We start from the raw sequence: 24001 nt of genomic DNA, 5'->3' as shown, positions 1-24001 counted from the left end.
TTGCTTACTCGGCCGACTTTTGCTTCAGACGCTCCAGAATCGCATTGGCGCTGCCTTCGTTCGGCGTGATGCCGGCGTCGCGCAGCTTGCGCTCCAGGTCGGTCCCGGTCGATGCATCTGCCAGCTCATCCTGGGCTTGCAGTTCAGCGGCGCGTTGCTGCTGCTTGGCCTGCAAACGATTCAGCGTACCGACGGCGGTTTCCAGCTTGCCGTTGGCACCGCCGCTGGCGATGGAGGCGCTGACCTGGGCCTTCTGTACGCTGTCGCGCGCCTTGGCCATGTCCACTTGCTGGCGCAGGCTTTTGATCCGGCTTTCGGCCTTGGTGATGTCCTTGCGCATGCCTTCCGCATAGCCACCGAACTCGGTGGTTTGCTTATGCTCGACATCCCGCTCGTTGGTCAGGGTCGAGATGGCTTCGGCGACTTCCAGGGCGAGGTCTTCACGATTGGCCTGCAGGGCAGCCACGGCCTTGGACTCCAGGTCCTTGATCTTGGCGTCGTACTCGTTGACGCGATCAGTCGCCAGTTTGTGCTTGGCCATGATGCTCACCAGCTCACGCTTGGCGTTGGCCAGCGCGGTGTCGGCATCGCGGATTTCCTGATCGAGGATGCGCAGGGCCTGTTGGTCGACGATCGATTCGCCGACTTCGTTGGCACCGCCACGCAGCGCGGTGAACAATTTGCTCCAGATGGACTGAGTCATTGGATACTCCCGAATACTTAATTGAAGAAACGTTCGAAGGCTTCGCTGGCGCGCTGCACGTTGTCGACCAGGGTTTTCACCTCGGTGACGATATTGGTCAGGCTGGAGTCGGAGCTCAATGCACCGAACATGTTGTAGACCACTTGCCCGTTAGGCATGGACTCGATGCCGATGGAGGACAGCGGGAACATTTCCCGGCTGCGCAACACCGCGTCATTGAATTTAGCGACATCGTTGATGGACTCGACATCGACCAGCACGGTGTCGACGATGATCTGCTCGCCCACCACCGCGATGTAAATCGGCAGGCCACCGAAGTCGTTCATTTCCAGCTTGATGCTGGACTCGGAGCCTTGAACCAGAGAAAGCGTAATGTCCTTGGACACCACGTCGTCCAGGGCCTGAAGAGCGGTGAAGAGGCGATCGATATTCCAGTTGGTACCTGCGCTCATGAAATTCTCCGACATGAATGAGCCAGCCAGAATCGGCTGGCGAAGCTGTTTCTCCATCTGCTTGAGCAAGCTTCGGTTTTCGGGAAGCACCCAAGTCTCGTGTTTCACATAGCCGGCGGCCGCCAGGCCTGCACGCATCTGCTTCATGTAAAAGCTCGATGGCTTTTTGGCGGACGGCTTCAAGCGCTCTCCCTTGAGGCTTGCTGAATCGGTATCGGGCCCTTTAGGCGGACTCGATGGAGAGCTGCTTTCCATGGTACTGACCTCGCTGTGAAAAACTCACGCGTGAGAAAATCTACAGGCATTTTTTGCCACACTCAATAGCTCACGCGTGAGATTTTTTGACTTACTTTTTCGGCCATCTAAAGGACAAATCCTGCTGACAACTCATGAATTGTCGCCTTTGAGTTGACGGTATTACCCATTCCAGCCGATTTATCCCCCAGCATCCACCCATTAATCTGTGCCCATGTTGAACGCAACGCCCAACCAACCTGAACAAAAAAGGATTCAACCATGAGCACTCCAACCTACAACCGCTTGAACAAAGACGACGCCGTAGTCCTGCTGGTCGACCACCAGACCGGCCTGATTTCCCTGGTGCAGGACTTCTCGCCCAACGAGTTCAAGAACAACGTGCTGGCCCTGGCCGACCTGGCCAAGTTCTTCAACCTGCCGACCATCCTCACCACCAGCTTCGAACAAGGCCCCAACGGCCCGCTGGTACCGGAGTTGAAAGAGATGTTCCCGGACGCGCCGTACATCGCCCGCCCCGGCCAGATCAATGCCTGGGACAACGAAGACTTCGTCAAGGCAATCAAAGCCACCGGCCGCAAGCAGATCATCATCGCCGGCGTGGTCACGGATGTATGCGTAGCGTTCCCGACCTTGTCGGCGCTGGCGGAAGGGTTCGAGGTATTTGTGGTGACCGATGCCTCCGGCACGTTCAACACCACGGTGCAGCAGGCGGCGTGGAGCCGGATGACCCAGGCCGGTGCACAGTTGATGAATTGGTTCTCGGTAGCCTGTGAGCTGCACCGCGACTGGCGCAACGATATCGAAGGCCTGGGCAATCTGTTGTCCCAGCGCATTCCCAACTATCGCAACTTGATGAATGGGTATGCGGCGCTGACGGCTCATCAGAAGTAAGCCAGCCGAGATTCGCGATAAGCCTGCTTTGAAAAGCAGGCTTTCGTTATTCAACCGAGCGTCCAACTCGAGTGGTTCCTTAAAACCCTGTTACGCAGCGTGCAGCAGGTATCCAAGGCGACAGCGACGCGACACCTGGCGGACCTGCTGGAAAAAAACTGCCTGGTCCGCCTCCCCGGAGGCGGCCGCAGCACGCGATATCAGGTCAATACAGGGGGCGAGTGACACCCCACTCATGTGCCCGCTCATTTGCCCAGAATCCCCATGTCTGCTAGTGTCGCGCCGGTTTACCGTCTACCGGAATAGCCGCCATGGCCCGCAAAAAAGTTGCACTCGATTTCGAACAATCCCTCGCCGACCTGCAAACATTGGTCGAGCGTCTGGAGAACGGCGAGTTGTCGCTGGAGGACTCGCTGACGGCGTTTGAGCAAGGCATCGGCCTGACCCGTGACTGCCAGAGCGCATTGGCGCAGGCGGAGCAGAAGGTCCAGGTATTACTGGAGCGTGACGGAGAGTTGGCCGAAGAACCTTTCGATGCGGAACAGCCGGAATGATCGACGCGTATCAGGCCAGTAGCCAAGCCCGGGTGAACGCGGCGCTGGAGCCCTTGTTTGTTGCGCCAAGCCCGGAAATGAAGCGTCTGTATGAAGCCATGCGCTACAGCGTGATGAATGGCGGCAAGCGCGTGCGCCCGTTGCTGGCGTATGCGGCCTGTGAAGCGCTGGGCGCGCCGGCCGAACAGGCCAACGGTGCCGCCTGTGCGGTGGAGTTGATTCACGCCTATTCCCTGGTACACGACGATTTGCCGGCCATGGACGACGACGACCTGCGTCGTGGCCAGCCCACCACCCATAAAGCCTTTGATGAAGCCTATGCGATCCTCGCCGGCGACGGCTTGCAGAGCCTGGCGTTCAGCGCGTTGCTGGACCCACGCTTGAGCAGCGTCAACGCCGAGATCCGCCTGCGCATGGTCACCGCACTGGCCCTGGCTGCCGGCCCTGCGGGCATGGTGGGCGGGCAGGCGATCGACATGGGTTCGGTCAGCGTCAAGCTGGATCAAAAAGCCCTTGAGCACATGCACCGCCACAAGACCGGTGCACTGATCGAAGCCGCCGTGCACTTGGGCGCCCTGGCCAGCGGGCGTGCCGAAACCGCGCAATTGGCGGCGCTGCAGACCTATTCCCGGGCCATTGGCCTGGCGTTCCAGGTGCAGGACGACATTCTCGACGTGGAAAGCGATACCGCCACCCTGGGCAAACGCCAGGGCGCCGATATCGCACGGGACAAACCGACTTATCCTGCGCTGCTCGGGCTGGAAGCCGCCAAGGCCTACGCCCTGGAACTACGCGACCAGGCGCTGGACGCCCTGCGACCTTTCGACGCGGCGGCCGAGCCGCTGCGTGACCTGGCGCGGTATATCGTCGAACGTCGCCACTGATTACGGCGGCCATTGCAGCCGCATATCGGCCAAGTTCGGCGCTCTGCGTGGGCAGTTTGCGATGCTTGAGGTAAACTGCCGCCTCTTCTATACCTATAACGATTCGCCTGATGCCCACGACGTTTCAAGAGATTCCCCGCAAGCGCCCGTCCACGCCCCTGCTCGACCGTGCTGCCACGCCGGACGGCCTGCGTCGTCTGGGTGAAGCCGAGCTGGAAACCCTGGCCGATGAGTTGCGCCTGGAATTGCTCTACACGGTCGGCCAGACCGGTGGGCATTTCGGTGCCGGCCTGGGTGTCATCGAGCTGACCATCGCGTTGCACTACGTGTTCGACACCCCGGATGACCGGCTGGTGTGGGACGTGGGCCATCAGGCGTATCCGCACAAGATCCTCACGGGCCGCCGCGAGCGCATGGCGACTCTGCGCCAGAAGGACGGCGTTGCCGCCTTCCCGCGCCGCGCCGAAAGCGAGTACGACACCTTTGGCGTCGGCCACTCCAGCACCTCGATCAGCGCAGCGCTGGGCATGGCGATTGCCGCCCGCCTGCAAGGCAGCGACCGCAAGGCAATCGCCGTGATCGGTGATGGCGCGCTGACTGCCGGCATGGCCTTCGAAGCGCTGAACCATGCGCCGGAAGTGAACGCCAACATGTTGGTGATCCTCAACGACAACGACATGTCGATCTCGCGCAATGTCGGTGGCCTGTCCAATTACCTGGCCAAGATTCTCTCCAGCCGCACCTACGCCAGCATGCGTGAAGGCAGCAAGAAGGTGCTCTCGCGCCTGCCTGGCGCGTGGGAAATTGCCCGGCGCACCGAAGAATATGCCAAGGGCATGCTGGTCCCCGGCACGCTGTTCGAAGAGCTGGGCTGGAACTACATCGGCCCCATCGACGGCCATGACCTGCCCACGCTGATCGCCACGCTGCGCAATATGCGTGACCTCAAGGGCCCGCAGTTCCTGCACATCGTCACCAAGAAAGGCAAAGGCTTCGCCCCGGCGGAAGTCGACCCGATCGGCTACCACGCGATCACCAAGCTGGAACCCCTGGACGCCCCCGCCGCCGCGCCGAAAAAAGCCAGCGGGCCGAAGTACTCCGGTGTATTCGGCGAATGGCTGTGTGACATGGCCGCCGTCGACCCACGCCTGGTGGGCATTACCCCGGCGATGAAGGAAGGCTCCGACCTGGTGGCGTTCAGCGAGCGTTTCCCGCTGCGCTATTTCGACGTGGCCATTGCCGAGCAGCACGCGGTGACCTTCGCCGCCGGCATGGCCTGTGAAGGCGCCAAGCCTGTCGTGGCGATCTACTCCACCTTCCTGCAGCGCGGTTATGACCAGTTGGTGCATGACGTCGCCGTGCAGAACCTCGACGTGCTGTTTGCCATCGACCGCGCCGGTCTAGTCGGTGAAGACGGCCCGACTCACGCGGGCAGCTTCGACCTGTCCTACTTGCGTTGCATCCCCGGCATGCTGGTGATGACGCCGAGCGACGAAAACGAACTGCGCAAGATGCTCAGCACCGGCCACCTGTATAACGGCCCGGCCGCCGTGCGCTACCCACGGGGCAACGGCCCGAACGCGCTGATCGAGAAGGACCTGGAGCCGATCGAAATCGGCAAGGGCATTGTGCGTCGCCAGGGCAGCAGGACCGCGTTCCTGGTGTTTGGCGTGCAATTGGCCGAAGCGCTCAAGGTGGCCGAGAAGATCGACGCCACCGTGGTCGACATGCGCTTCGTCAAGCCGCTGGATGAAGCCCTGGTGCGCAACATCGCCGGCAGTCATGAGCTGCTGGTGACCGTCGAGGAGAACGCCATCATGGGCGGTGCCGGTGCGGCGGTCAGTGAGTTCCTGGCGCGGGAAAACATCCTCAGGTCGGTGCTGCACCTGGGCTTGCCGGATACCTACGTCGAACACGCCAAGCCGGCGCAGATGCTGGCAGAGTGCGGGCTGGATGAAGCAGGGATAGAGGCTTCGGTGCGCGAGCGCCTGGCGCTGCTGGCCCTGTAGAAACCGGGACCCAATGTGAGAGGGGCTTGCCCCTCCCACATTTGATTGGAGCCATCCTCAACGCCATGGACAGCCCATGAAACACCTGTACCTTGCCCTGCCGCTTCTTCTGCCCTCCCCTGAATTGCTCGCCGACACCCGCGACAACGCCCTGAAACTCCCCGACGTCGTCATCAGCGCCAACCGCCAGGTCCAGGCACGCAACGACAGCAGCGCCGCCAACACCGTCTTCACCCGCGACGACATCGACCGCCTGCAACCCACCAGCCTCACCGACCTGCTCAGCCGTGTGCCCGGCGTACAAGTCGCCCCCTCCGGTGGCCGTGGCAGTTTGCCGGGCATCTACCTGCGGGGCACCAAGTCCGCCCAAAGCCTGGTGCTGGTCGACGGCCAACGCATCGCCAACACCACGTCCGGCGACAGCGGCCTGCAATACCTCAACGTCGACCAGATTGAGCGGGTGGAAGTGCTGCGCGGCTCGCGCTCGGTGATCTACGGCAGCGACGCGATTGGCGGGGTGATCCAGGTATTCACCCGGCGCAATGCCGCGCAAGGCGTGCAACCGCGAGTGAAACTCGGGTTCGGCAGCCACAACACCTGGGAGCGCAGCCTTGGCCTTTCGGGCGGTGACAAACAGACGCGCTTCAACCTGGGCGCGAGCCTGGATGACACGGCCGGCATCAACTCAACCCGCCAGTCGTTCCCCAGCGACGGCGACTATGATGCCTATCGCAACCAGTCCGTAAGCCTGAACCTCAGCCACTCCTTCAGCGATGAACTGGAGGTGGGCTTCAATCTGTTGGATAACCGCGGAAAATCGGAGTACGACAACAGCTTCGGCCGCTACGACGCCGCCACCCGGCAAACCGTCGGCCAGAAACCCTACACCGACTACGCCGTGAGCAGCGCCGGCGGCTATGTCGACGCCACGTTCAATGAGCACTGGCAATCGCGCCTGGAGCTGGGCCACAGCGAGAACCGCGACACCAAGCGCGACACCCTCAGCGATGATTTCAGCGTATTCAACACCTACCGTGATTCGGTCAACTGGCAGAACGACCTGAGCCTGGACGACCAGAACAGCCTGATCCTCGGCGGCGACTGGTACGAGGACCGCTTCCACGGCTCCACCACCTTTACCGAAAACAGCCGCTGGAACCGCGCCGCCTTTGTGCAGCATCGCTTTCACAGCGCGTGGTTTTCCACCGAACTGGGCCTGCGTCACGACCAGAACCAGCAGTTCGGCGGGCAGAACAGCTGGAGCGGCACCCTGACCTTGCCGGTCAACCCCGACAATGACCTGCTGCTGAGCTACAGCGAAGGCTTCCGCGCGCCGACCTTCAACGACCTCTATTATCCGGACACGAAGTACAGCAACCCCCACCTGCAGCCCGAAACATCAAAGAGCTACGAACTGCAGTGGCGCAGCCAGTTGAGTGACAGCACGCGCCTGGAGGCCTCGCTGTACCGCACCGACTTGAGCGATGCGATCATTCTCGACCAAACCGGCAAGCCGCAGAATGTGGCGTCGGCACGCATCAACGGTGTTGAGGCGGCGCTCAAGCAGGACCTGTTCGGCTGGCAAGGCAACCTCGGGCTGTCGCTCATCGACCCGCGCGACCGCGACAGTGGCCACACCCTGGCCCGCCGGGCGCGGCGTACGTTGAGCCTGGACCTCGACCGGCAATTCGACCAGGTGGGCGTGGGCGCCAGTTGGCAGGCGATCAGCCACAGCTATGACGATGAAGCCAACACCCAGCGCCTGGGCGGCTATGGGCTGCTCGGGCTGCGCGGGAGTTGGGCGGTGACGCGGGAAGTGGCGTTGTCGCTGAAGGTCGATAACCTGCTGGACAAGTCCTATGCACGGGCGCGCTACAGCTACAACGATCCGGCATTCGTCAACAATCACGATTACCGTGAAGAAGGCCGGACGTGGATGTTTGGCGTGACCTGGACACCTGAAATCTGATTGTGGCCTGGACCGGCCTCAGCGGCCCGGAGCAATCACCTGACACAGCCGCGCCAGCGCTTCCAGCATCTGCCCGCTGGGCCGTTCAAGGCCTTTGTCCGGAACCAGCCGCACCCGCGCCGCCATCGCTGGCCAGACCTTCCAGGCTTCCTTCTGAGCCTGATCGCCCACCAGGATCATCTCGGGACTGCGCTGCAATACCGACTCGATGCTGACCTGCGGCGCGGGCAGCTTCAGGTCATCAAATACGTTGCGCGCACCGCACACGCTCAACGCGTCGCTGATGATCTGGCCGCCGCCCACGGTGTACAGCGGCTGGTTCCACACCTGGTAGAACACCCGCACCGGTTCGGCCCGCTGATAACGCTGACGCAACTGCGCCAGGCGCTGGCGCAGGTGCGCGGCCAATTGCCGGCCGGCGTCGGCACGGCCCAGTTGCTCGGCGATGGCCTGGACCTGGGTGGTGAGTTGTTCGAGGCTATGGGGTTCGGCGACGTACACCGGGATATTCAGGCGCTGCAGCTGCTCGCGCTGGGCGGGGCCGACGCTGCCGGGCCAGAGCAGGATCAGGTCGGGCTTGAGGCTGAGCAGGCGCTCCATATCGAGTTGCCCGTAACGCCCAACCGACGGCACGTTCGCCAGCGCCGCTGGCCGCTCACCGCCATCGAGCACGCCCACCAGCAAGTCGGCAGCACCCAGTTCAACCACGATTTCAGACAGGGAGGGCGCCAGGCTCACGACCCGCTCGACCGCCAGTGCCGGGGCACCGAACGCCAGCAGCAGGAGCGCCAGCCAGCGGACCCTCATCCCAGCTGGCGCGGGATGCGGTAGAGGTAAAACAGCACCGTCGTCGACAGCGCCAACAGGAAAAGCGGCACCGCCTCCAGACCGACGAATACCGCCAATGCGCCCACCCACGCCGGCACGGCCGCCACCATCAAGGCCGTGCGCCGACGCGCCGCCAGGGTGATCCAGGCAGCCGGTTCTTCAGCGGTATCGAGGGCTTTGGAGGTGGCGATCAGGGCGTGTTTATAGCCGTTGAAGTAGCGCAGGCTGAGGAACATCGACGCCACGCCGGCGATAAAGAACGGCATGGCCAGCACCGGTAACAAGGGCTCGGCCTGGCCAAACACCAGGTTGATCACGAACAGTGGGAGCAGCGCCAGGGCCAGGTACTGCCACCAGCTGAAGGACAGTCGCCGTTTCACCTGGCCACGGGTCACGCGCGGTCGACCTCGCCTTGATGCTCATTGCCCATCATGTGGTCGAGCTTGCTGGCCTTGGTCGCCAGGTAGAGTTTGTTATGCGGGTTGTGCCCGGTGTGCAGCGGTACGCGCTCGGCCACGGTGATGCCCATCTCGGTCAAGGCCTTGACCTTGCGCGGGTTGTTGGTCATCAGGCGCAGGGACTTCACGCCCAGGTGTTCCAGCATCGGCAGGCAGATCGCGTAGTCACGCTGGTCTGCGGCGAAACCCAGGCGCTCATTGGCCTCGACGGTATCGGCACCGCCGTCTTGCAGCTCGTAGGCGCGAATCTTGTTCAGCAGGCCAATGCCACGGCCTTCCTGACGCAAGTACAACAGCACACCACGGCCTTCACGGGCGATGGCGCGCATCGCCGCTTCCAGTTGCGAGCCGCAGTCACAGCGCTGGCTGAACAGCGCATCGCCGGTCAGGCACTCGGAGTGCACGCGACCGAGAACCGGTGCGCCATCGGCGATATCGCCGAGGCTGAGCACAACGTGCTCGCGCCCGGTGGCTTCTTCGAGAAAGCCGCTCATGGTGAACGTGGCAAAAGGGGTAGGCAGCTTGGAAGCAGCGACGAAAACGACGGGCACCGTGTGCTCCTGATTTCAGATTTCACAGAGGCGGGCATTGTAACAGCAGGTTCCTACAGACGCTTAAGCTGAATTATCGCTGATAAAGATCAATCAGTTTGATTGGCCTTCGTCCCGGTTCTATGCAGGTCAGAACGGATACGGCAGTTTCCAGCGCAGGAAAATCGGCTTCAGTTCGCCGCTTTTCACCAGGACTGCCATGCGCTGGTCAAACACGGTGCGTAATGCCCGCCCACGCTCGGTATCGGCAAAACCCACGTAGAGCGGCAGGTCGATGATATGGGTGAGCCGGAACTGGGACGGGGCGTCCGCCTGAGTGAGGACGTATCGGGCTTCGGTGAGCGCATCAATGTAGAAGTCGGCACGACCATGTTGCAGCATCGGCAAGATGCCATCGCGCCGCTGGATCTGATTGAAACGGCGTACATGGGGCAAATACGCCTCGTACTTGTAGCCCCGCACCCAGGCCAGGCGATAATCCCCCAGCGTCGCGGCGCTCGGTATCGGCGAGGTCGCCAGTCCAAGGGCGTAGATGGGGTCGGAATCGAAGTTCCAGTGCGGGTAGAGCACACCCTTGACTTCATCGCGGTAGGAGCCGACCCAGCCATCCACTTCACCGCGCTGGGCCAGGCCGACCGAGCGGGTATAGGGCTCAATGCGGGTTTGCAGGGTGATCCCGACCGGTTCGAAGACGTGCCGCAACACATCCCAGGCCAGGCCGCTGCCGTCGGCATTGGTGTAGTCGTCCCAGGCCTCGCTGGCCAGCATGACCTTGCCGGGCACCACCGGCATCTCCTGCGCCTGGCCCCATGCCGGAAGGACACACAGCAGCATCAGCAGCCAGCGGCGTACATCCATGGCGATGATCTCCTGCAAATCCAGCATCCAGAACGACGTAATAGAGCGTAGCGCAGCACGCGATTCAGGGTGCCGGGCAAAAATGTTGATAGCCACGGATGGCCGGGGTGATGTCTTGCCCGAGAGCGTCAAGCAGCGTGACGCCCTGCCCCGCCTGAACCTGGCCGATAACATGCACCGGCCAACCGCCAGCCAGCAACGGCGCCAACTCGACGGGCGGCAGGGTGAACACCAGCACGTAGTCATCGCCGCCGCTCAATGCGGCGACCCGCGCCTCGTCATCACCGACAAACGCCAGCAACGCGTTGGACAGCGGCAGCTTCTGGCGCTCGATCAACAGGCTGACAGCCGAGGCCTTGGCGATATGCCCGCAATCGGCCAGAAGACCGTCAGAAATATCCATCGCCGATGTGGCCTTGCCCCGTAGAGCCAGGCCCAGGGCCAACTGCGGTTGTGGCGACCAGTAATGGGCCAGCAGCGGGTCGGCAATCGCGGCATCGGCGCTGCGCTGCCCCAATACCAGCGGCAAGGCACCGGCGGCATTACCCAACTCGCCGCCGACACACAAGAGATCGCCCGGCTGTGCGCCGCTGCGGGTCAACGCTTGACCGGCCGGGACACGTCCAAACACGGTCAGGGTCAGGCTCAGCGGACCGCGCGTGGTGTCGCCGCCCACCAGGCCCACACCGCAGTTTTGCGCCATGGCGTTCAACCCCTGGGCATAGCGTTGCAGCCAATCGGCATCGACGGTCGGCGTAGTGAGTGCGAGGGTAAACGCGAGGGGGTGGGCGCCCATGGCGGCCAGGTCGCTGACCGCCACGGCCAGCGAGCGCTGGCCGAGCAGGAACGGGTCACAGGGGTCGGCAAAGTGCACGCCGGCCACCAAGGTATCGGTGGAAATTGCCAGCTGCTCCCCGGCGGGGAGCGCCAGCAGGGCACAGTCGTCGCCGATCCCCAGGGCAATGCCCTCGCCGCCCTGTGCGCACGGCGCGGCGGCGAAGTACTGGTGGATCAGCTCGAACTCGCCCATTCAGGACTCAAGCGCAGGTTAGCGCTTGTACGCCTTCACTTCGGCTTCACGCAGGCGCGGGGCCAGCTTGTCGAGCACGCCGTTGACGAACTTGTGACCGTCGGTCGAACCGTAGACTTTCGCCAGTTCGATGCCTTCGTTGATCACCACGCGGTACGGCACGTCGACGCGCTTGAGCAGCTCCCAGGTGGACAGGCGCAGGACGGCCAGTTCAACCGGGTCCAGCTCTTCGAGGGTCAGGTCCAGGCACGGCGTCAATGCCGCATCGATCTCGGCCAGGTTGGCCGGAACGCCGTGCAGGATGTCGTGGAAGTAGCTCTGGTCGGCAAACGTGAAGTCGTTATCGACGCGAAACTGCGCTTCGATCTCGTTCAGCGAGGTGCCAGCCATGTGACGCTGGTACAGCGCCTGGGTGGCGAGCTGGCGGGCAGCACGGCGCTTTTCGCTTTTCGAAGGCTTGCCGGCGTCCGCTGGACGCTCGTCGCGTGGGTTGAAGCAATCGCTCTCGTCGGAAATCACTTGGCCTCCAACTGCGACAGCAGGCTGACCATTTCCAGGGCGGACAGGGCAGCTTCAGCGCCTTTGTTGCCGGCCTTGGTGCCGGAACGCTCGATGGCTTGCTCGATGGAATCCACGGTCAGTACGCCGAAAGCGACTGGCACGCCGAACTCCATGGACACCTGGGCCAGGCCCTTGGTGCATTCGCCGGCCACGTATTCGAAGTGCGGAGTACCGCCACGAATGACCGCGCCCAGGGCGATGATCGCCGCGTATTCACCCTGCTGAGCAACTTTTTGCGCAACCAGTGGAATTTCGAAGGCGCCAGGGGCGCGGATGATAGTGATGTCGCTCTCGCTCACACCGTGGCGAACCAGGGCATCCACGGCACCGCTTACCAGGCTTTCAACCACGAAGCTGTTGAAGCGGCCAACCACCAGGGCATAGCGGCCTTTGGGGGCGATGAAGGTACCTTCGATGGTCTTCAGGGTCATTCGACAAATCTCTTAAAGAGCCGGGACGCGAAAAGTGCGTCCCTCAGTGATGATTTAACCGCGAACAAGGGGCAAAAAGCGCCGGCCTTTATTCGGAGGGCACGTATTCTACAACTTCCAGATCGAATCCGGATATCGCATTAAATTTCATCGGTGCGCTCATCAGGCGCATTTTGCGCACACCGAGGTCACGCAGGATCTGCGAACCGGCACCGACGATGCTGTAGGTGGTCGGCGTTTTCACCTGGGTCTGTTCGGCAGTTTCGCGAATATGCGCGAGCAGCACGTCGCCATCCACCGGGTTACCCAGCAGCAGCACCACACCGCTGCCGGCCTCGGACACCGCAGCCATGGCGGCGCGCAGGCTCCAGCGGCCCGGTTGCTTGACCATCAGCAGGTCACGCAGCGGGTCCATGTTGTGCACGCGCACCAGGGTCGGCTCGTCGGCGCAGATGCTGCCCAGAGTGAGGGCCATGTGCACGTCGCCTTCCACCGAATCACGGTAGGTCACCAAATTGAATTGGCCCAGTTCGCTGTCCAGTGGCTGCTCGGCAATCCGCTGAACGGTACGTTCGTGGATCATCCGGTAGTGAATCAGGTCGGCAATGGTGCCGACCTTGATGTTGTGTTCGGCGGCAAAGGCTTCGAGTTCGGCGCGGCGGGCCATGGTGCCGTCGTCGTTCATCACTTCGCAGATCACGCCGCAGGGCTCGAAACCGGCCATGCGCGCCAGGTCGCAGGCGGCTTCGGTGTGGCCGGCGCGAGCGAGGGTGCCGCCCGGTTGAGCCATCAACGGGAAGATGTGGCCGGGGCTGACGATGTCTTCGGCCTTGGCGTCCTTGGCGGCAGCGGCTTGCACGGTGCGGGCACGGTCGGCGGCGGAAATGCCGGTGGTGACGCCGGTGGTCGCTTCAATCGATACGGTGAACTTGGTACCAAACCCTGAACCATTGCGCGGCGCCATCAACGGCAGCTTGAGCAGCTCGCAGCGCTCGCGGCTCATGGGCATGCAGATCAAGCCACGGGCGTGCTTGGCCATGAAGTTGATGTGCTCAGGCTTGCAGGCCTCAGCGGCCATGATGATATCGCCTTCGTTTTCGCGGTCTTCGTCATCCATCAGGATGACCATCTTGCCTTGGCGGATGTCTTCAACCAGTTCTTCGATGCTATTGAGCGCCACAGGGCACCCCCTTGGTCAGGATTTCAGGTAGCCGTTAGCGGCCAGAAAACTTTCGGTGATGTTACCGGCGGCAGGCTCTGCGGCCTTATCGCCCATAAGCAGGCGCTCCAGGTAACGGGCAAGCAAGTCGACCTCCAGGTTCACCCGGCGACCAGGCTGGTAAGACGCCATGATGGTCTCGCTCAGGGTGTGGGGAATGATGGTCAGTTCGAATTCGGCGCCATTCACGGCGTTCACGGTCAGGCTGGTGCCGTCGACGGTGATCGAGCCTTTGTGGGCAATATACTTGGCCAGCTCCTTGGGCGCGCGGATGCGGAATTCCACGGCGCGCGCATTTTCGCTGCGGGCCACCACTTCGCCGACGCCGTCGACGTGGCCACTGACCAGATGGCCGCCCAGGCGAGTGGTCGGGGTCAGGGCTTTTTCCAGGTTGACCGGGCTGCCGGCCTTGAGGTCGTTCATCGCGGTGCAGTCCAGGGTTTCCCGGCTGACGTCGGCGGCAAAGCCGTTGCCCGGCAGTTCGACGACGGTCAGGCACACGCCGCTGACGGCGATGCTGTCGCCCAGCTTGACGTCGCCGAGGTCGAGCTTGCCGGTTTCAACCAGCAGGCGCACGTCGCCGCCCTTGGGGGTCATGGCGCGGATGCTGCCGATGGATTCGATAATGCCGGTGAACATGGCCTTCTCCTGGAAAACGGTGCGGGCACTTGAGCGCCCGGTCAGAATTATACGCTCGCTGCTGGCACAGGGATGGCAGTGACTCGCCAGTCGTCGCCTACAGCGCGCATTTCAGTGATCTTGAGTTGGGGAGCGTCGGCCAGCTTCTCAAGTGGCCAGTCCAGCAAAGGCCGGGCAGCGGAGCCGAGGAACTTGCCGGCGACGAAAATCACGTATTCGTCCACCAGGCCCTGCTGGGCAAACGCGCCCGCCAGGCTTGGGCCGGCTTCCACCAAGACGTCGTTGACACCACGGGCGGCCAGCGCCACCAGCGCCGAGCGCAGGTCGACCTGGCCGTCCACGCCCGGCACCACCAGGCACTCGGGGCCACGGGGGAACTGGTTTTCCGCGGTGACGCAGGTGATGACCAGCGCCGGGCCGGCCTTGAAGAAGGGTGCGTTGAGCGGCACGCGCAAACGGCCGTCGATCAGCACACGCAGCGGCGGGCGCGACATGGCCAGGGCCGTGGTGGCGTCGTCCAGGCCGAGTTCGGCGGCGCGGACGGTCAGGCGTGCGCCGTCGGCCAATACGGTGTCGGCACCGGTCAGCACCACGCTGGCTTCGGCGCGCAGGCGCTGCACGGCGGCGCGGGCGGCGGGGCCGGTGATCCATTGGCTTTCGCCGCTGGCCATGGCAGTGCGGCCGTCCAAACTCATCGCCAGCTTGACCCGTACAAACGGCAGGCCATGCTCCATACGCTTGAGGAAGCCCTTATTCAGGGCCCGCGCTTCACCTTCCAGCACGCCGCTGCGCACCTCGATCCCGGCCTGGGCCAGGCGCTGCATGCCGCGCCCGGCGACTTCCGGGTTGGGGTCCTGCATCGCTGCGACCACCCGCGCCAACCCGGCACTCACCAGCGCATCGGCGCACGGCGGGGTGTGGCCGTAGTGGCTGCAGGGCTCGAGGGTTACGTACGCCGTGGCGCCGCGCGCCTTGTCACCGGCAGCTCGCAAGGCATGCACTTCCGCATGGGGCTCGCCGGTGCGCACATGCCAGCCTTCGCCGACAATCTGCCCAGCGCGGACAATCACGCAGCCCACACGCGGGTTGGGGTGGGTGGTGTACAGGCCGTTGCGCGCCAGTTCGAGGGCGCGGGCCATGTAATGGGCGTCCAGCACAGCCTGTTCAGCAGAAAGTGGGTTCATTCTTTGACCGGCTCACGGGCCAGGCGGTCGATCTCTTCACGGAACTCGTTGAGGTCCTGGAAGCGTCGATACACCGAGGCGAAACGGATATAGGCGACTTCGTCGAGCTTTTGCAGCTCGCCCATCACCAGCTCTCCCACCACCAGGCTCTTGACCTCGCGCTCGCCGGTGGCGCGCAGCTTGTGCTTGATATGCGCCAGCGCCGCCTCCAGCCGCTCGACACTCACCGGGCGTTTTTCCAGGGCGCGCTGCATACCGGCGCGCAGTTTTTCTTCGTCGAAAGGCTGGCGGCTGCCGTCGGACTTGATCAGGCGCGGCAATACCAGTTCGGCGGTTTCGAAGGTGGTGAAACGTTCACCGCAGCCAGAGGCCAGGCATTCGCGCCGGCGACGCACTTGATCGCCCTCGGCGACCAGACGCGAGTCAATGACCTTGGTGTCGTTGGCACCGCAGAAGGGACAGTGCATGGTGGCAGGCAACAAAAAAAGGGAGGGCCATGGTAGCGCATCCCTGTGGCAAGACAAGCCATAGCCTTTACGGTATATAGGCAGGCCTATATGTTTCTTATATTTCAAGCCACGGATTTTGTCCTTTTCTGGAGCCGTACATGCAGTTACGACCACTTGTTTTGCTCACCGTGTTCAGTGTCCTGGTCGCCTGCAGCAGCGAAGCCCCCAAGCCGGCCGCCCCTCAACCGACGCCCGCACAAGAGAAAAAAGTCCCCGGCATTGAAGACCTCGGTCCCCTGCCCGCCTATCAACGCGAAATCAGCGGCAGCCTCACCAACGTACCGGCCGGCGCCGAAGTCGAGATGGCGCTGCTGGTGATCGATGACCGTTCGCGCCCGCAACAACTGTTGGCGAGCAGCGTCTTGACCGGCAACGGCAAGCCCCTGGCCTTCCGCCTGCGCTACAACCCCGAGGCGTTCCCAGCCGGTGCGCGGGTTGAATTGCGTGGCCGTGCCAGCCAATCCGGCCAGTTGATCCTGCACCTGCCTGCCGTGCGCATCACCCAGGCGATCACCCAGACCACCGGCCCTCTGGAACTCGTCAAGGCGCCATGACGCCGCCGCTGGACTTGCAGCGCGCCCTGAGCGCGCTGATCGGCGACGCCCAACTGGTGCCCTGCCCGCTGCCGGGTACTGCGCTTTCATTGTGGCTGCTGGATGCGGACAACATGGACCGCGCCTTCAGCCCCGAGGAAACCCGGCGCATCCTGCATGAACCGCCCTACTGGAGTTTTTGCTGGGCCAGCGGCTTGGCGCTGGCGCGGTATCTGGCGGCGAACCCGCAATGGGTAAAAGGCAAGCGCGTGCTGGATTTCGGCGCGGGCTCCGGTGTGGCCGGGATTGCCGCGGTCAAAGCCGGCGCGCTGGAAGTGGTGGCCTGCGACCTGGACCCGCTGGCGTTAGCGTCCTGCCGGGCGAATGCCGAACTCAACGGTGTGGAACTGAGTTACTCGGCAGACTTTTTCGCCGAAGCCGACCGCTTCGACCTGATCCTGGTCGCCGACGTGCTCTACGACCGCGCCAACCTGCCGTTGCTCGACCACTTCCTCAGGCGAGGCCGCGAAGCGCTGGTGGCGGACTCGCGCGTGCGGGACTTCCAGCACCCGGCTTATCAACGGCTGGAGATACTCGATGCACTGACGTTGCCGGACCTGGCCGAGCCTTGGGAGTTTCGCAAGGTGAGCCTGTACCATTCGCAGCGTTAAACCTGCACCTTACAAATGTTCAGCAATAGATTGGTTAAGACAACGAAAGGAGGCGCATGGAAAATGCCCTCCTTTTCGCACGCGGCGTGGACAATCGACCTGCATGCTTTTCCAAACAGTTTCACTCAGTGCTGACCATGCAACCCCCTTGCAAAAAAACGGGCAGCTCACTAGTCTTTGCGGCAATACACCCGCCATGCCTCTGGTTGCGTCAGTAGCCAAGCACAAATTGTGCGGGTTTTTTATGCCCGGTATTTTTTGGGTATGAGGACATTCAGCAAACCCGCCATTGACGTTCCTGCCCAGCTTGAACTGCTCAAGCACCGCGGCTTGAATGTTCAGGACGAGGTTGGCGCCGCGTCTTTTTTGCAATCGGTCAGCTTCTTTCGGCTCACCCCCTATATGCGGCCGTTTCAGCAGCCGGAGGATGTCAACCATCGTTTTCGTGACGGTAGCCAGTTTGATCAGTTAACTCGTCTCTACGACTTCGACCGACAGCTTCGCTTGCTGACCATGGACGCCATCGAGAGAGTCGAAATAGCATCGCGCTCGGCCATCAGCAACCACATGGGGCCCACCCATGGCAGTCACTGGTATATAAACTCGCAGATGTTCCATCAGATGTTCGATCATCAGCGGCTGCTTACGACGCTGTCCCTCAAACAATCCACAGCCATGCGTCACTTCCAGCGCGAATGCGAGAGCATCGATCGATTGCGCGCGGACGACATGAGAAAACGCCTCCTTAAACGCCAAAGAGCTAAAGAAAGCTACGCCCGTTACTACCCAGCAACCTACGTCCACCCACCTCTTATGCCAGGCTGGGCCATGCTGGAGGAACTGACGCTGGGTGATTTATCCCACTTATATAAGGGCTTGGCGAAAGATGCGGATAAAAAGGCCATTGCCAAGCGCCTGGGACTTGCGGCCCCCCTCATGCAGTCCTGGCTACACACCCTGACCACCATTCGAAACATGTGCGCCCATCATTCACGACTGTGGAACCGAGAGTTAGGCATTCGTCCCGAACTGCCAAGGAAAGCCAGCTTCTTATGGCCGGGACAGCTGTTTCAGCCAGGGCCACACACCCGCATTTTTGCGGCACTCTGCATTCTGAATCACTTGATGCATCAAGTGAGCCCCCACAGTAACTGGGATCAACGCCTGCATCGCCTGATTTGCGAATTTCCCGAAGTTAGCCTGAAAGCGATGGGCTTCCCTCTCGATTGGTATCAGGACCATTTTTGGCATGCGCTTGGAAACAGAACTCCCCGCTGCTTCCGGTAGCCTTCGCCAGCCCTTATAGTTGCCCCATTCCCGCTTTATTCGAGACGCCCCATGAGTGAACCCACGCCGTACATCTTCGACGTCAACAGCGCCAATTTCGACCAGGCCGTGATCCAGAACTCCTTCGAAAAACCCGTGCTCGTGGATTTCTGGGCCGAATGGTGCGCGCCGTGCAAGGCGTTGATGCCGATGCTGGCGCAGATTGCCCAGAGTTATCAGGGTGAGCTGCTGCTGGCCAAGGTCGATTGCGAGGCGGAGCAGGACATCGTCGCGCGCTTTGGCATTCAAAGCCTGCCAACGGTGGTGCTGTTCAAAGATGGCCAGCCGGTGGATGGGTTTGCCGGGGCGCAGCCGGAGTCGGCGGTGCGGGCGCTGCTGGAGCCTCACGTGAAGATGCCACCACCGGCGGCGGCTGACCCACTGGAGCAGGCCCAGGCGCTGTTTACCGATGGCCGCATCAGCGAAGCCGAGACCGTGCTGGTGGCGCTGCTGGGTGAAGACAACACCAACGCCGCCGCGTTGATTCTGTACGCCCGTTGCCTGGCCGAACGCGGTGAGTTGGGTGAAGCCCAAACCGTGCTCGATGCGGTGAAGAGCGATGACCACAAAGCCGCCCTCGCCGGCGCCAAGGCGCAAATCACCTTCCTGCGCCAGGCCGCCGATCTGCCGGACGCCGCCGAGCTGAAAAGCCGCCTGGCGCAAAACCCACAGGACGACGAAGCCGCCTATCAACTGGCCATCCAGCAACTGGCGCGCCAGCAGTACGACGCGGCGCTGGAAGGCTTGCTCAAGCTGTTTATCCGCAACCGCAGCTACAGCGAAGGCCTGCCGCACAAGACCTTGCTGCAGGTATTCGAACTGTTGGGCAATGATCACCCACTGGTGACCGTGTACCGCCGCAAGTTGTTTGCCGCGCTGTACTAATCGCGCTGTAGGAGCGAGCTTGCTCGCGAAAAACTCAAGGGCGCCGCGGTCATCCAGAATGCCCGCGTTATCGTTAACGACCTTCGCGAGCAAGCTCGCTCCTACAAGGGTTCGATCCAGGTATACAGCGGCGTATCCCCGCCGCTGGCCACCTTGACCTTGGCGCTGTGGCGCAGGCGCACCAACAGGCGCTTGCCCGCCGCGGCATCCCCCGCCAAACCTTCCAGTCGATCAAGCAGTTCCAGGCCGCTGAGTTGCCCGGCGTTGCGCAACAGGTCCTGGGCGGTCTGCCACAGATCATCGTTCGGCTTGACCGGCGCGACGGTCGCGCTTGCCACTGGCGTCGCCTGCAACTGCGCGCCGAGTCGTGCCCAATCGCCGTCGTCCAGCTCCAGGGTCAAGTCCACCGGCAGGTCGCCGATGGTTCCACGAATTCGCAACATCGTCCTTACTCCTGCATTTTTTCTGACGAGCATGCTCCCATGCGGCTTGCGCAACGCCAAGCGGGCGGGCAAACTCTCGGCACTATTGTTATAAGATCACATAACAAAACTTTCATCTCTGGAGCTTTCCCATGCGCCGTCTGTTGCTTGCTTTGCCGTTTGCCCTGTTGCCACTCGCCATCGCTCAAGCTGCCGACGAGCATGACCACGATCACGAACACGGCAGCCTCGGCGCCCACGAACACGGCGTCGGCCGCCTTAACGCGGTACTCGACGGCCAGGCCCTGGAGCTTGAACTGGACAGCCCGGCGATGAACCTGGTGGGTTTCGAACACCTCGCCACCAGCGCAGCCGACAAAGCCAAGGTCGCCGCTGCACGCAAACAACTGGAGAACCCACTGGCGCTGTTCAACCTGCCCAAGGCCGCCGGTTGCGTGATCAGCTCCCAGGAACTCAACAGCCCGCTGTTCGGCGACAAACCGGAAGCCGACCACGACGACGATGATGACCACGACGCCAAAGACGGTGCCCACGAGCATCATCACGATCACAGTGAAATCCACGCCCACTACCAATTCACCTGTGCCACGCCGACCGCCCTGGGCAACCTGGACCTGACCCAGGTGTTCAAGACCTTCCCCGCCACCCAGAAAATTCAGGTACAACTGATCGGCCCGAGCGGCCAGCAAGGTGTTGAAGCGACGGCCACAGCAGCCACCCTGAAGTTCTGAGTGCCCATGACCCACCCATTGATCGAACTGTCTGACCTGGGCTTCAACTGGCCCGGTCACCCACAGTTACTGGACATCCCCGCGTTCCGCCTGGAAGCGGGGGAAACCCTGTTTCTCAAGGGGCCGAGCGGCAGTGGCAAAACCACCTTGCTCGGCCTGCTCGGCGGTGTGCAGAAGCCCAGCCAGGGCAGCATCCGCCTGCTCGGCCAGGAGCTGACCGAACTCTCGGCCGGCGCCCGGGACCGCTTTCGTGTTGACCACACCGGCTATATCTTCCAGCAGTTCAACCTGCTGCCGTTCCTGTCGGTGCGCGAGAACGTCGAGTTGCCCTGCCACTTTTCCAAGCTGCGCGCGCAACGGGCAAAGCAGCGCCACGGCAGTGTCGACACAGCCGCCGCCACATTGCTGGCGCACCTGGGCCTGAAGGATAAGGACTTGCTGGAGCGCCGCGCCGACTCGCTGTCCATCGGCCAACAGCAACGGGTGGCCGCCGCCCGTGCGTTGATCGGCCAACCGGAGTTGGTGATCGCCGACGAGCCCACCTCGGCCCTGGACTACGACGCCCGCGAAGCCTTCATTCGACTGCTGTTCGCCGAATGCCGCGAAGCCGGCGCCAGTCTGTTGTTTGTCAGCCATGACCAGAGCCTGGCGCCGTTGTTCGACCGCGACCTGTCGCTGGCCGAACTCAATCGCGCCGCCACGCCCGCAGAGGTTTGAGATGTATCTGTTTCGTCTAGCCATGGCCAGCCTGGCTAACCGCCGCTTTACCGCGATCCTCACCGCCTTCGCCATCGCCTTGTCGGTGTGCCTGCTGCTGGCGGTGGAACGCGTGCGCGTTGAGGCCCGCAACAGTTTCGCCAGCACCATCAGCGGCACCGACCTGATCGTCGGCGCGCGCTCCGGTTCGGTCAACCTGCTGCTGTACTCGGTGTTCCGCATCGGCAACGCCACCAACAACATTCGTTGGGACAGCTACGAGCACTTCGCCGCCAGCCCCCAGGTGAAATGGGCCATCCCGATTTCCCTCGGCGACTCCCACCGCGGCTACCGCGTCATGGGCACCAACGAATCCTACTTCGAGCACTACCAGTACGGGCGCAAGCAAAACCTGGAGCTGGCCAGCGGCCGCGCCTTCGCCACCGACCCGTTCGAAGTAGTACTAGGCGCCGAAGTCGCCGATGCCCTGCACTACAAGCTCGGCGACAAGCTGGTGCTGGCCCACGGTGTGGCGGTGGTCAGCCTGGTAAAACACGATGACAAACCGTTCACCGTGGTCGGTATTCTCAAGCGCACCGGTACACCGGTGGACCGCACGCTGCATATCAGCCTCGGCGGTATGGAGGCGATCCATATCGACTGGCACAACGGCGTACCGGCCCAGGGCAAAGGCCGCATCAGTGCCGACCAGGCGCGCAACATGGACCTCACCCCGCAAGCCATCACGGCCTTTATGCTCGGCCTGAACAACAAGATTTCCACCTTCGCCCTGCAGCGGGAGATCAACGAATTCCGTGGCGAACCGATGCTGGCGATCCTGCCCGGCGTGGCGCTGCAAGAGCTGTGGAGCATGATGGGCACCGCCGAAAAAGCCTTGTTCGTGATCTCGCTGTTCGTGGTGCTGACCGGTTTGATCGGCATGCTCACCGCGATCCTCACCAGCCTCAACGAACGCCGCCGCGAAATGGCGATCCTGCGCTCGGTGGGCGCGCGGCCGTGGCATATCGCAACCTTGCTGATTTTCGAAGCCTTCGCCCTTGCCCTGTCCGGGGTGATCGCAGGCGTGGGCTTGCTGTATGTGTGCATCGCCGCATCGCGCGGGTATTTGCAGGCCAATTACGGCCTCGACCTGCCGATGTCGTGGCCCAGCGAATATGAATGGACCCTGCTCGCCGGTATCCTGGCTGCAGCCCTGCTCATGGGCAGCGTGCCCGCGTGGCGCGCCTACCGACAATCCCTGGCCGATGGCCTGTCCATACGTTTATGAGGAAGGCTTCGATGCGTCGCGCTCTGTTTGCGTTATTGCTGCTGGTGACGGTGCCGGCTTGGGCGCAGGACCAGCCCAGGGATTTGTCCTGGCAGGAGATGATCCCGCCGGACGCGCCGCCGGAAATCCCCAACATGAAACCGCTGCACGACCTGTCGAACATGGCCGATGCCTTGTCCGTCGAAGCAGCACCAGCGGCCAAGCAGGATCTGCCCAATGCGCCGGTGGTGCAGAGCCTCGATGGCCAGCACATCCGCCTGCCCGGGTATATCGTGCCGCTGGAAGTCAGCGAAGAAGGCCGCACCACCGAGTTCCTGCTGGTGCCGTATTTCGGCGCGTGCATCCATGTGCCGCCGCCGCCATCGAACCAGATCGTGCACGTGAAAAGCGAAGTCGGCGTGAAGCTCGATGAGCTCTACCAGCCGTACTGGATAGAGGGGGCGATGCAGGTCAAACCGTCCACCAGTGAACTGGCCGACGCCGGCTACCAGATGGATGCCGAGAAAATTTATATCTACGAACTGCCGGAATAACGCTGATCGCCCTTTCATTGAGCTGAGTCAAAAGACCGGACGGAACGATCTTTACCATTGGACGTACAACTTCTAAACGTCCTCTGGAGCTCCCATGAACAAGTCTCTGCTCGGCGCGTCCCTCTTCGCCCTCGCACTCGCCGCCCCTGCCGTCCACGCTCACGAAGCGGGCGACATTCTGATTCGTGCCGGTGCAATCACCGTGAACCCGAAGGCAGACAGCAGCACCGTCAAAGTTGACCAGGGCCCACTGGCCGGCGCCAACCTGGGCGGCAAGGCGACCATGAGCAGCGACACCCAGCTGGGCCTGAACTTCGCCTACATGCTCACCAGCCATGTCGGTATCGAACTGCTGGCGGCCACGCCGTTCGAGCATGACGTGAAGATCAAGGGCACCGCCCTCGGCGCCGCCAACGGCAAGCTCGGTACACTGAAACACCTGCCACCGACCCTGAGCGTCGTGTACTACCCGCTGGACAATAAATCCCCGTTCCAACCGTACGTCGGCGCCGGTATCAACTACACCTGGATCTACGACGAACACGTCGGCAGCCGCGCCTCCGAAGCCGGCTTCAGCAACTTCAAGGCCGAGAACTCCTGGGGCTGGGCTGCGCAGATCGGCGCGGACTACATGATCAACGACAAGTGGATGATCAACGCCCAGGCGCGCTACATCGACATCAGCACCAAGGCCACCGTGGAAAACAACGCCGTGGCGCCTGGCACCCGTGCCAAGGTCAATGTGGACGTTGACCCGATGGTTTACATGGTGGGTATCGGCTACAAGTTCTAAGCAACACTGCATAACCCATGTGGGAGGGGGTTTGCTCCCGATAGCAGCGTGTCAGTCAACAGATTCATTGACTGATACACCGCTATCGGGAGCAAGCCCCCTCCCACATTTGGT

Annotated in this window: 29 protein-coding genes and 1 pseudogene; 15 read left to right on the top strand and 15 right to left on the bottom strand. The window is 62.4% G+C overall.

The features are described 5' to 3' along the window. Positions 1 to 4 precede the first annotated feature (4 nt). The 3 genes from AC07OP_RS24770 to AC07OP_RS24760 all read right to left on the bottom strand — a co-directional run bounded on the left by AC07OP_RS24770 (position 5) and on the right by AC07OP_RS24760 (position 1673). Positions 5 to 703 carry a PspA/IM30 family protein gene (locus AC07OP_RS24770; RefSeq protein WP_495102490.1) on the bottom strand — a complete coding sequence of 233 codons (699 nt, stop codon included), beginning with the start codon at positions 701 to 703 and terminating at the stop codon, positions 5 to 7. Between the two features lie 17 nt (positions 704 to 720). Beyond that, positions 721 to 1302, bottom strand: coding sequence for a YjfI family protein (locus AC07OP_RS24765; RefSeq protein ID WP_027605205.1), 582 nt, complete (start codon positions 1300 to 1302; stop codon positions 721 to 723). A gap of 215 nt (positions 1303 to 1517) precedes the next feature. Then, the gene (locus AC07OP_RS24760) at positions 1518 to 1673 is read right to left on the bottom strand and encodes a hypothetical protein (protein WP_495102491.1); all 156 of its coding nucleotides are present in this window, start codon (positions 1671 to 1673) and stop codon (positions 1518 to 1520) included. Here AC07OP_RS24760 and ycaC point away from each other — a divergent pair. From ycaC to AC07OP_RS24730, 6 genes and pseudogenes are all read left to right on the top strand, one after another. Continuing rightward, complete coding sequence (ycaC, locus tag AC07OP_RS24755) at positions 1672 to 2304, top strand: isochorismate family cysteine hydrolase YcaC (protein WP_027605204.1); 633 nt, start codon at positions 1672 to 1674, stop codon at positions 2302 to 2304. The genes AC07OP_RS24760 and ycaC overlap by 2 nt on opposite strands. A gap of 93 nt (positions 2305 to 2397) precedes the next feature. Next, a pseudogene (locus AC07OP_RS24750) lies at positions 2398 to 2529 on the top strand (DUF4172 domain-containing protein); the annotation flags it as partial. 86 nt (positions 2530 to 2615) lie between these two features. Next, the gene (locus AC07OP_RS24745) at positions 2616 to 2858 is read left to right on the top strand and encodes an exodeoxyribonuclease VII small subunit (RefSeq protein WP_003176346.1); all 243 of its coding nucleotides are present in this window, start codon (positions 2616 to 2618) and stop codon (positions 2856 to 2858) included. After that, the gene (ispA, locus tag AC07OP_RS24740; RefSeq protein WP_495102492.1) at positions 2855 to 3742 is read left to right on the top strand and encodes a (2E,6E)-farnesyl diphosphate synthase; all 888 of its coding nucleotides are present in this window, start codon (positions 2855 to 2857) and stop codon (positions 3740 to 3742) included. The genes AC07OP_RS24745 and ispA overlap by 4 nt, the downstream gene beginning before the upstream one ends. Before the next feature lie 110 nt (positions 3743 to 3852). Beyond that, a complete protein-coding gene (dxs, locus tag AC07OP_RS24735; protein ID WP_115487494.1) occupies positions 3853 to 5751 on the top strand; it encodes a 1-deoxy-D-xylulose-5-phosphate synthase in 1899 nt (632 codons plus the stop codon). Positions 5752 to 5827: 76 nt separating this feature from the next. Beyond that, entirely contained in the window at positions 5828 to 7720 is a 1893-nt protein-coding gene (locus tag AC07OP_RS24730) for a TonB-dependent receptor domain-containing protein (protein ID WP_495102493.1), read from the top strand. An 18-nt stretch (positions 7721 to 7738) separates the two neighbouring features. Here the strand turns inward: AC07OP_RS24730 and AC07OP_RS24725 are convergent, their stop codons facing one another. The 11 genes from AC07OP_RS24725 to nrdR all read right to left on the bottom strand — a co-directional run bounded on the left by AC07OP_RS24725 (position 7739) and on the right by nrdR (position 15946). Further along, positions 7739 to 8527 (bottom strand): cobalamin-binding protein, encoded by a 789-nt coding sequence (locus AC07OP_RS24725; RefSeq protein WP_495102494.1) that lies wholly within the window; start codon positions 8525 to 8527, stop codon positions 7739 to 7741. Further along, positions 8524 to 8943 (bottom strand): hypothetical protein, encoded by a 420-nt coding sequence (locus AC07OP_RS24720; protein ID WP_027605198.1) that lies wholly within the window; start codon positions 8941 to 8943, stop codon positions 8524 to 8526. Before AC07OP_RS24720 ends, AC07OP_RS24725 begins: the two co-directional genes overlap by 4 nt. Further along, positions 8940 to 9557 (bottom strand): GTP cyclohydrolase II, encoded by a 618-nt coding sequence (ribA, locus tag AC07OP_RS24715; protein ID WP_065924905.1) that lies wholly within the window; start codon positions 9555 to 9557, stop codon positions 8940 to 8942. Before ribA ends, AC07OP_RS24720 begins: the two co-directional genes overlap by 4 nt. A 129-nt stretch (positions 9558 to 9686) precedes the next feature. Continuing rightward, on the bottom strand, positions 9687 to 10415 hold the full coding sequence (locus tag AC07OP_RS24710) for a substrate-binding periplasmic protein (protein WP_495102495.1): 729 nt from the start codon (positions 10413 to 10415) through the stop codon (positions 9687 to 9689). Positions 10416 to 10479: 64 nt separating this feature from the next. Next, entirely contained in the window at positions 10480 to 11445 is a 966-nt protein-coding gene (gene thiL / locus AC07OP_RS24705) for a thiamine-phosphate kinase (RefSeq protein ID WP_495102496.1), read from the bottom strand. A gap of 18 nt (positions 11446 to 11463) precedes the next feature. Further along, the gene (gene nusB, locus AC07OP_RS24700; RefSeq protein ID WP_027605194.1) at positions 11464 to 11964 is read right to left on the bottom strand and encodes a transcription antitermination factor NusB; all 501 of its coding nucleotides are present in this window, start codon (positions 11962 to 11964) and stop codon (positions 11464 to 11466) included. Continuing rightward, complete coding sequence (gene ribH / locus AC07OP_RS24695; RefSeq protein WP_003176356.1) at positions 11961 to 12437, bottom strand: 6,7-dimethyl-8-ribityllumazine synthase; 477 nt, start codon at positions 12435 to 12437, stop codon at positions 11961 to 11963. Before ribH ends, nusB begins: the two co-directional genes overlap by 4 nt. A gap of 88 nt (positions 12438 to 12525) precedes the next feature. Then, on the bottom strand, positions 12526 to 13617 hold the full coding sequence (ribBA, locus tag AC07OP_RS24690; protein WP_065924907.1) for a bifunctional 3,4-dihydroxy-2-butanone-4-phosphate synthase/GTP cyclohydrolase II: 1092 nt from the start codon (positions 13615 to 13617) through the stop codon (positions 12526 to 12528). A gap of 15 nt (positions 13618 to 13632) precedes the next feature. Beyond that, positions 13633 to 14295 (bottom strand): riboflavin synthase, encoded by a 663-nt coding sequence (locus AC07OP_RS24685; protein WP_065946586.1) that lies wholly within the window; start codon positions 14293 to 14295, stop codon positions 13633 to 13635. Positions 14296 to 14342: 47 nt separating this feature from the next. Then, positions 14343 to 15479 (bottom strand): bifunctional diaminohydroxyphosphoribosylaminopyrimidine deaminase/5-amino-6-(5-phosphoribosylamino)uracil reductase RibD, encoded by a 1137-nt coding sequence (ribD, locus tag AC07OP_RS24680; protein ID WP_065942243.1) that lies wholly within the window; start codon positions 15477 to 15479, stop codon positions 14343 to 14345. Continuing rightward, on the bottom strand, positions 15476 to 15946 hold the full coding sequence (gene nrdR, locus AC07OP_RS24675) for a transcriptional regulator NrdR (RefSeq protein WP_027605190.1): 471 nt from the start codon (positions 15944 to 15946) through the stop codon (positions 15476 to 15478). Before nrdR ends, ribD begins: the two co-directional genes overlap by 4 nt. A 140-nt stretch (positions 15947 to 16086) precedes the next feature. Between nrdR and AC07OP_RS24670 the strand changes: the two genes are divergently transcribed. The 4 genes from AC07OP_RS24670 to trxA all read left to right on the top strand — a co-directional run bounded on the left by AC07OP_RS24670 (position 16087) and on the right by trxA (position 19403). Further along, positions 16087 to 16542 carry a YbaY family lipoprotein gene (locus AC07OP_RS24670; protein ID WP_027605189.1) on the top strand — a complete coding sequence of 152 codons (456 nt, stop codon included), beginning with the start codon at positions 16087 to 16089 and terminating at the stop codon, positions 16540 to 16542. Beyond that, a complete protein-coding gene (locus AC07OP_RS24665; RefSeq protein WP_495102497.1) occupies positions 16539 to 17192 on the top strand; it encodes a class I SAM-dependent methyltransferase in 654 nt (217 codons plus the stop codon). Before AC07OP_RS24670 ends, AC07OP_RS24665 begins: the two co-directional genes overlap by 4 nt. A 264-nt stretch (positions 17193 to 17456) precedes the next feature. Next, the gene (locus tag AC07OP_RS24660; protein ID WP_495102498.1) at positions 17457 to 18479 is read left to right on the top strand and encodes an Abi family protein; all 1023 of its coding nucleotides are present in this window, start codon (positions 17457 to 17459) and stop codon (positions 18477 to 18479) included. Positions 18480 to 18530: 51 nt separating this feature from the next. Next, the gene (gene trxA / locus AC07OP_RS24655; protein ID WP_495102499.1) at positions 18531 to 19403 is read left to right on the top strand and encodes a thioredoxin; all 873 of its coding nucleotides are present in this window, start codon (positions 18531 to 18533) and stop codon (positions 19401 to 19403) included. A 101-nt stretch (positions 19404 to 19504) separates the two neighbouring features. On the opposite strand, the gene AC07OP_RS24650 is transcribed toward trxA, so the two are convergent. Further along, positions 19505 to 19846 (bottom strand): hypothetical protein, encoded by a 342-nt coding sequence (locus tag AC07OP_RS24650; RefSeq protein ID WP_495102500.1) that lies wholly within the window; start codon positions 19844 to 19846, stop codon positions 19505 to 19507. A gap of 131 nt (positions 19847 to 19977) precedes the next feature. On the opposite strand from AC07OP_RS24650, the gene AC07OP_RS24645 reads away from it, so the two are divergent. The 5 genes from AC07OP_RS24645 to AC07OP_RS24625 all read left to right on the top strand — a co-directional run bounded on the left by AC07OP_RS24645 (position 19978) and on the right by AC07OP_RS24625 (position 23887). Further along, positions 19978 to 20577, top strand: a complete 600-nt coding sequence (locus AC07OP_RS24645) for a DUF2796 domain-containing protein (RefSeq protein WP_092358196.1) — start codon at positions 19978 to 19980, stop codon at positions 20575 to 20577. A gap of 6 nt (positions 20578 to 20583) precedes the next feature. Further along, positions 20584 to 21294, top strand: a complete 711-nt coding sequence (locus AC07OP_RS24640; RefSeq protein WP_495102501.1) for an ABC transporter ATP-binding protein — start codon at positions 20584 to 20586, stop codon at positions 21292 to 21294. Between the two features lies 1 nt (position 21295). Beyond that, positions 21296 to 22561, top strand: coding sequence for an ABC transporter permease (locus AC07OP_RS24635; RefSeq protein ID WP_027605183.1), 1266 nt, complete (start codon positions 21296 to 21298; stop codon positions 22559 to 22561). 11 nt (positions 22562 to 22572) lie between these two features. Then, the gene (locus AC07OP_RS24630; protein WP_495102502.1) at positions 22573 to 23094 is read left to right on the top strand and encodes a DUF3299 domain-containing protein; all 522 of its coding nucleotides are present in this window, start codon (positions 22573 to 22575) and stop codon (positions 23092 to 23094) included. Between the two features lie 94 nt (positions 23095 to 23188). After that, positions 23189 to 23887 carry an OmpW/AlkL family protein gene (locus AC07OP_RS24625; protein WP_027605181.1) on the top strand — a complete coding sequence of 233 codons (699 nt, stop codon included), beginning with the start codon at positions 23189 to 23191 and terminating at the stop codon, positions 23885 to 23887. Positions 23888 to 24001 lie beyond the last annotated feature (114 nt).

It is taken from the genome of Pseudomonas sp. GW821-FHT09D08 (assembly GCF_059416305.1).
Note: the sequence above shows the minus strand (reverse complement) of the source record. Positions and strands in the feature narration are given on the sequence as shown.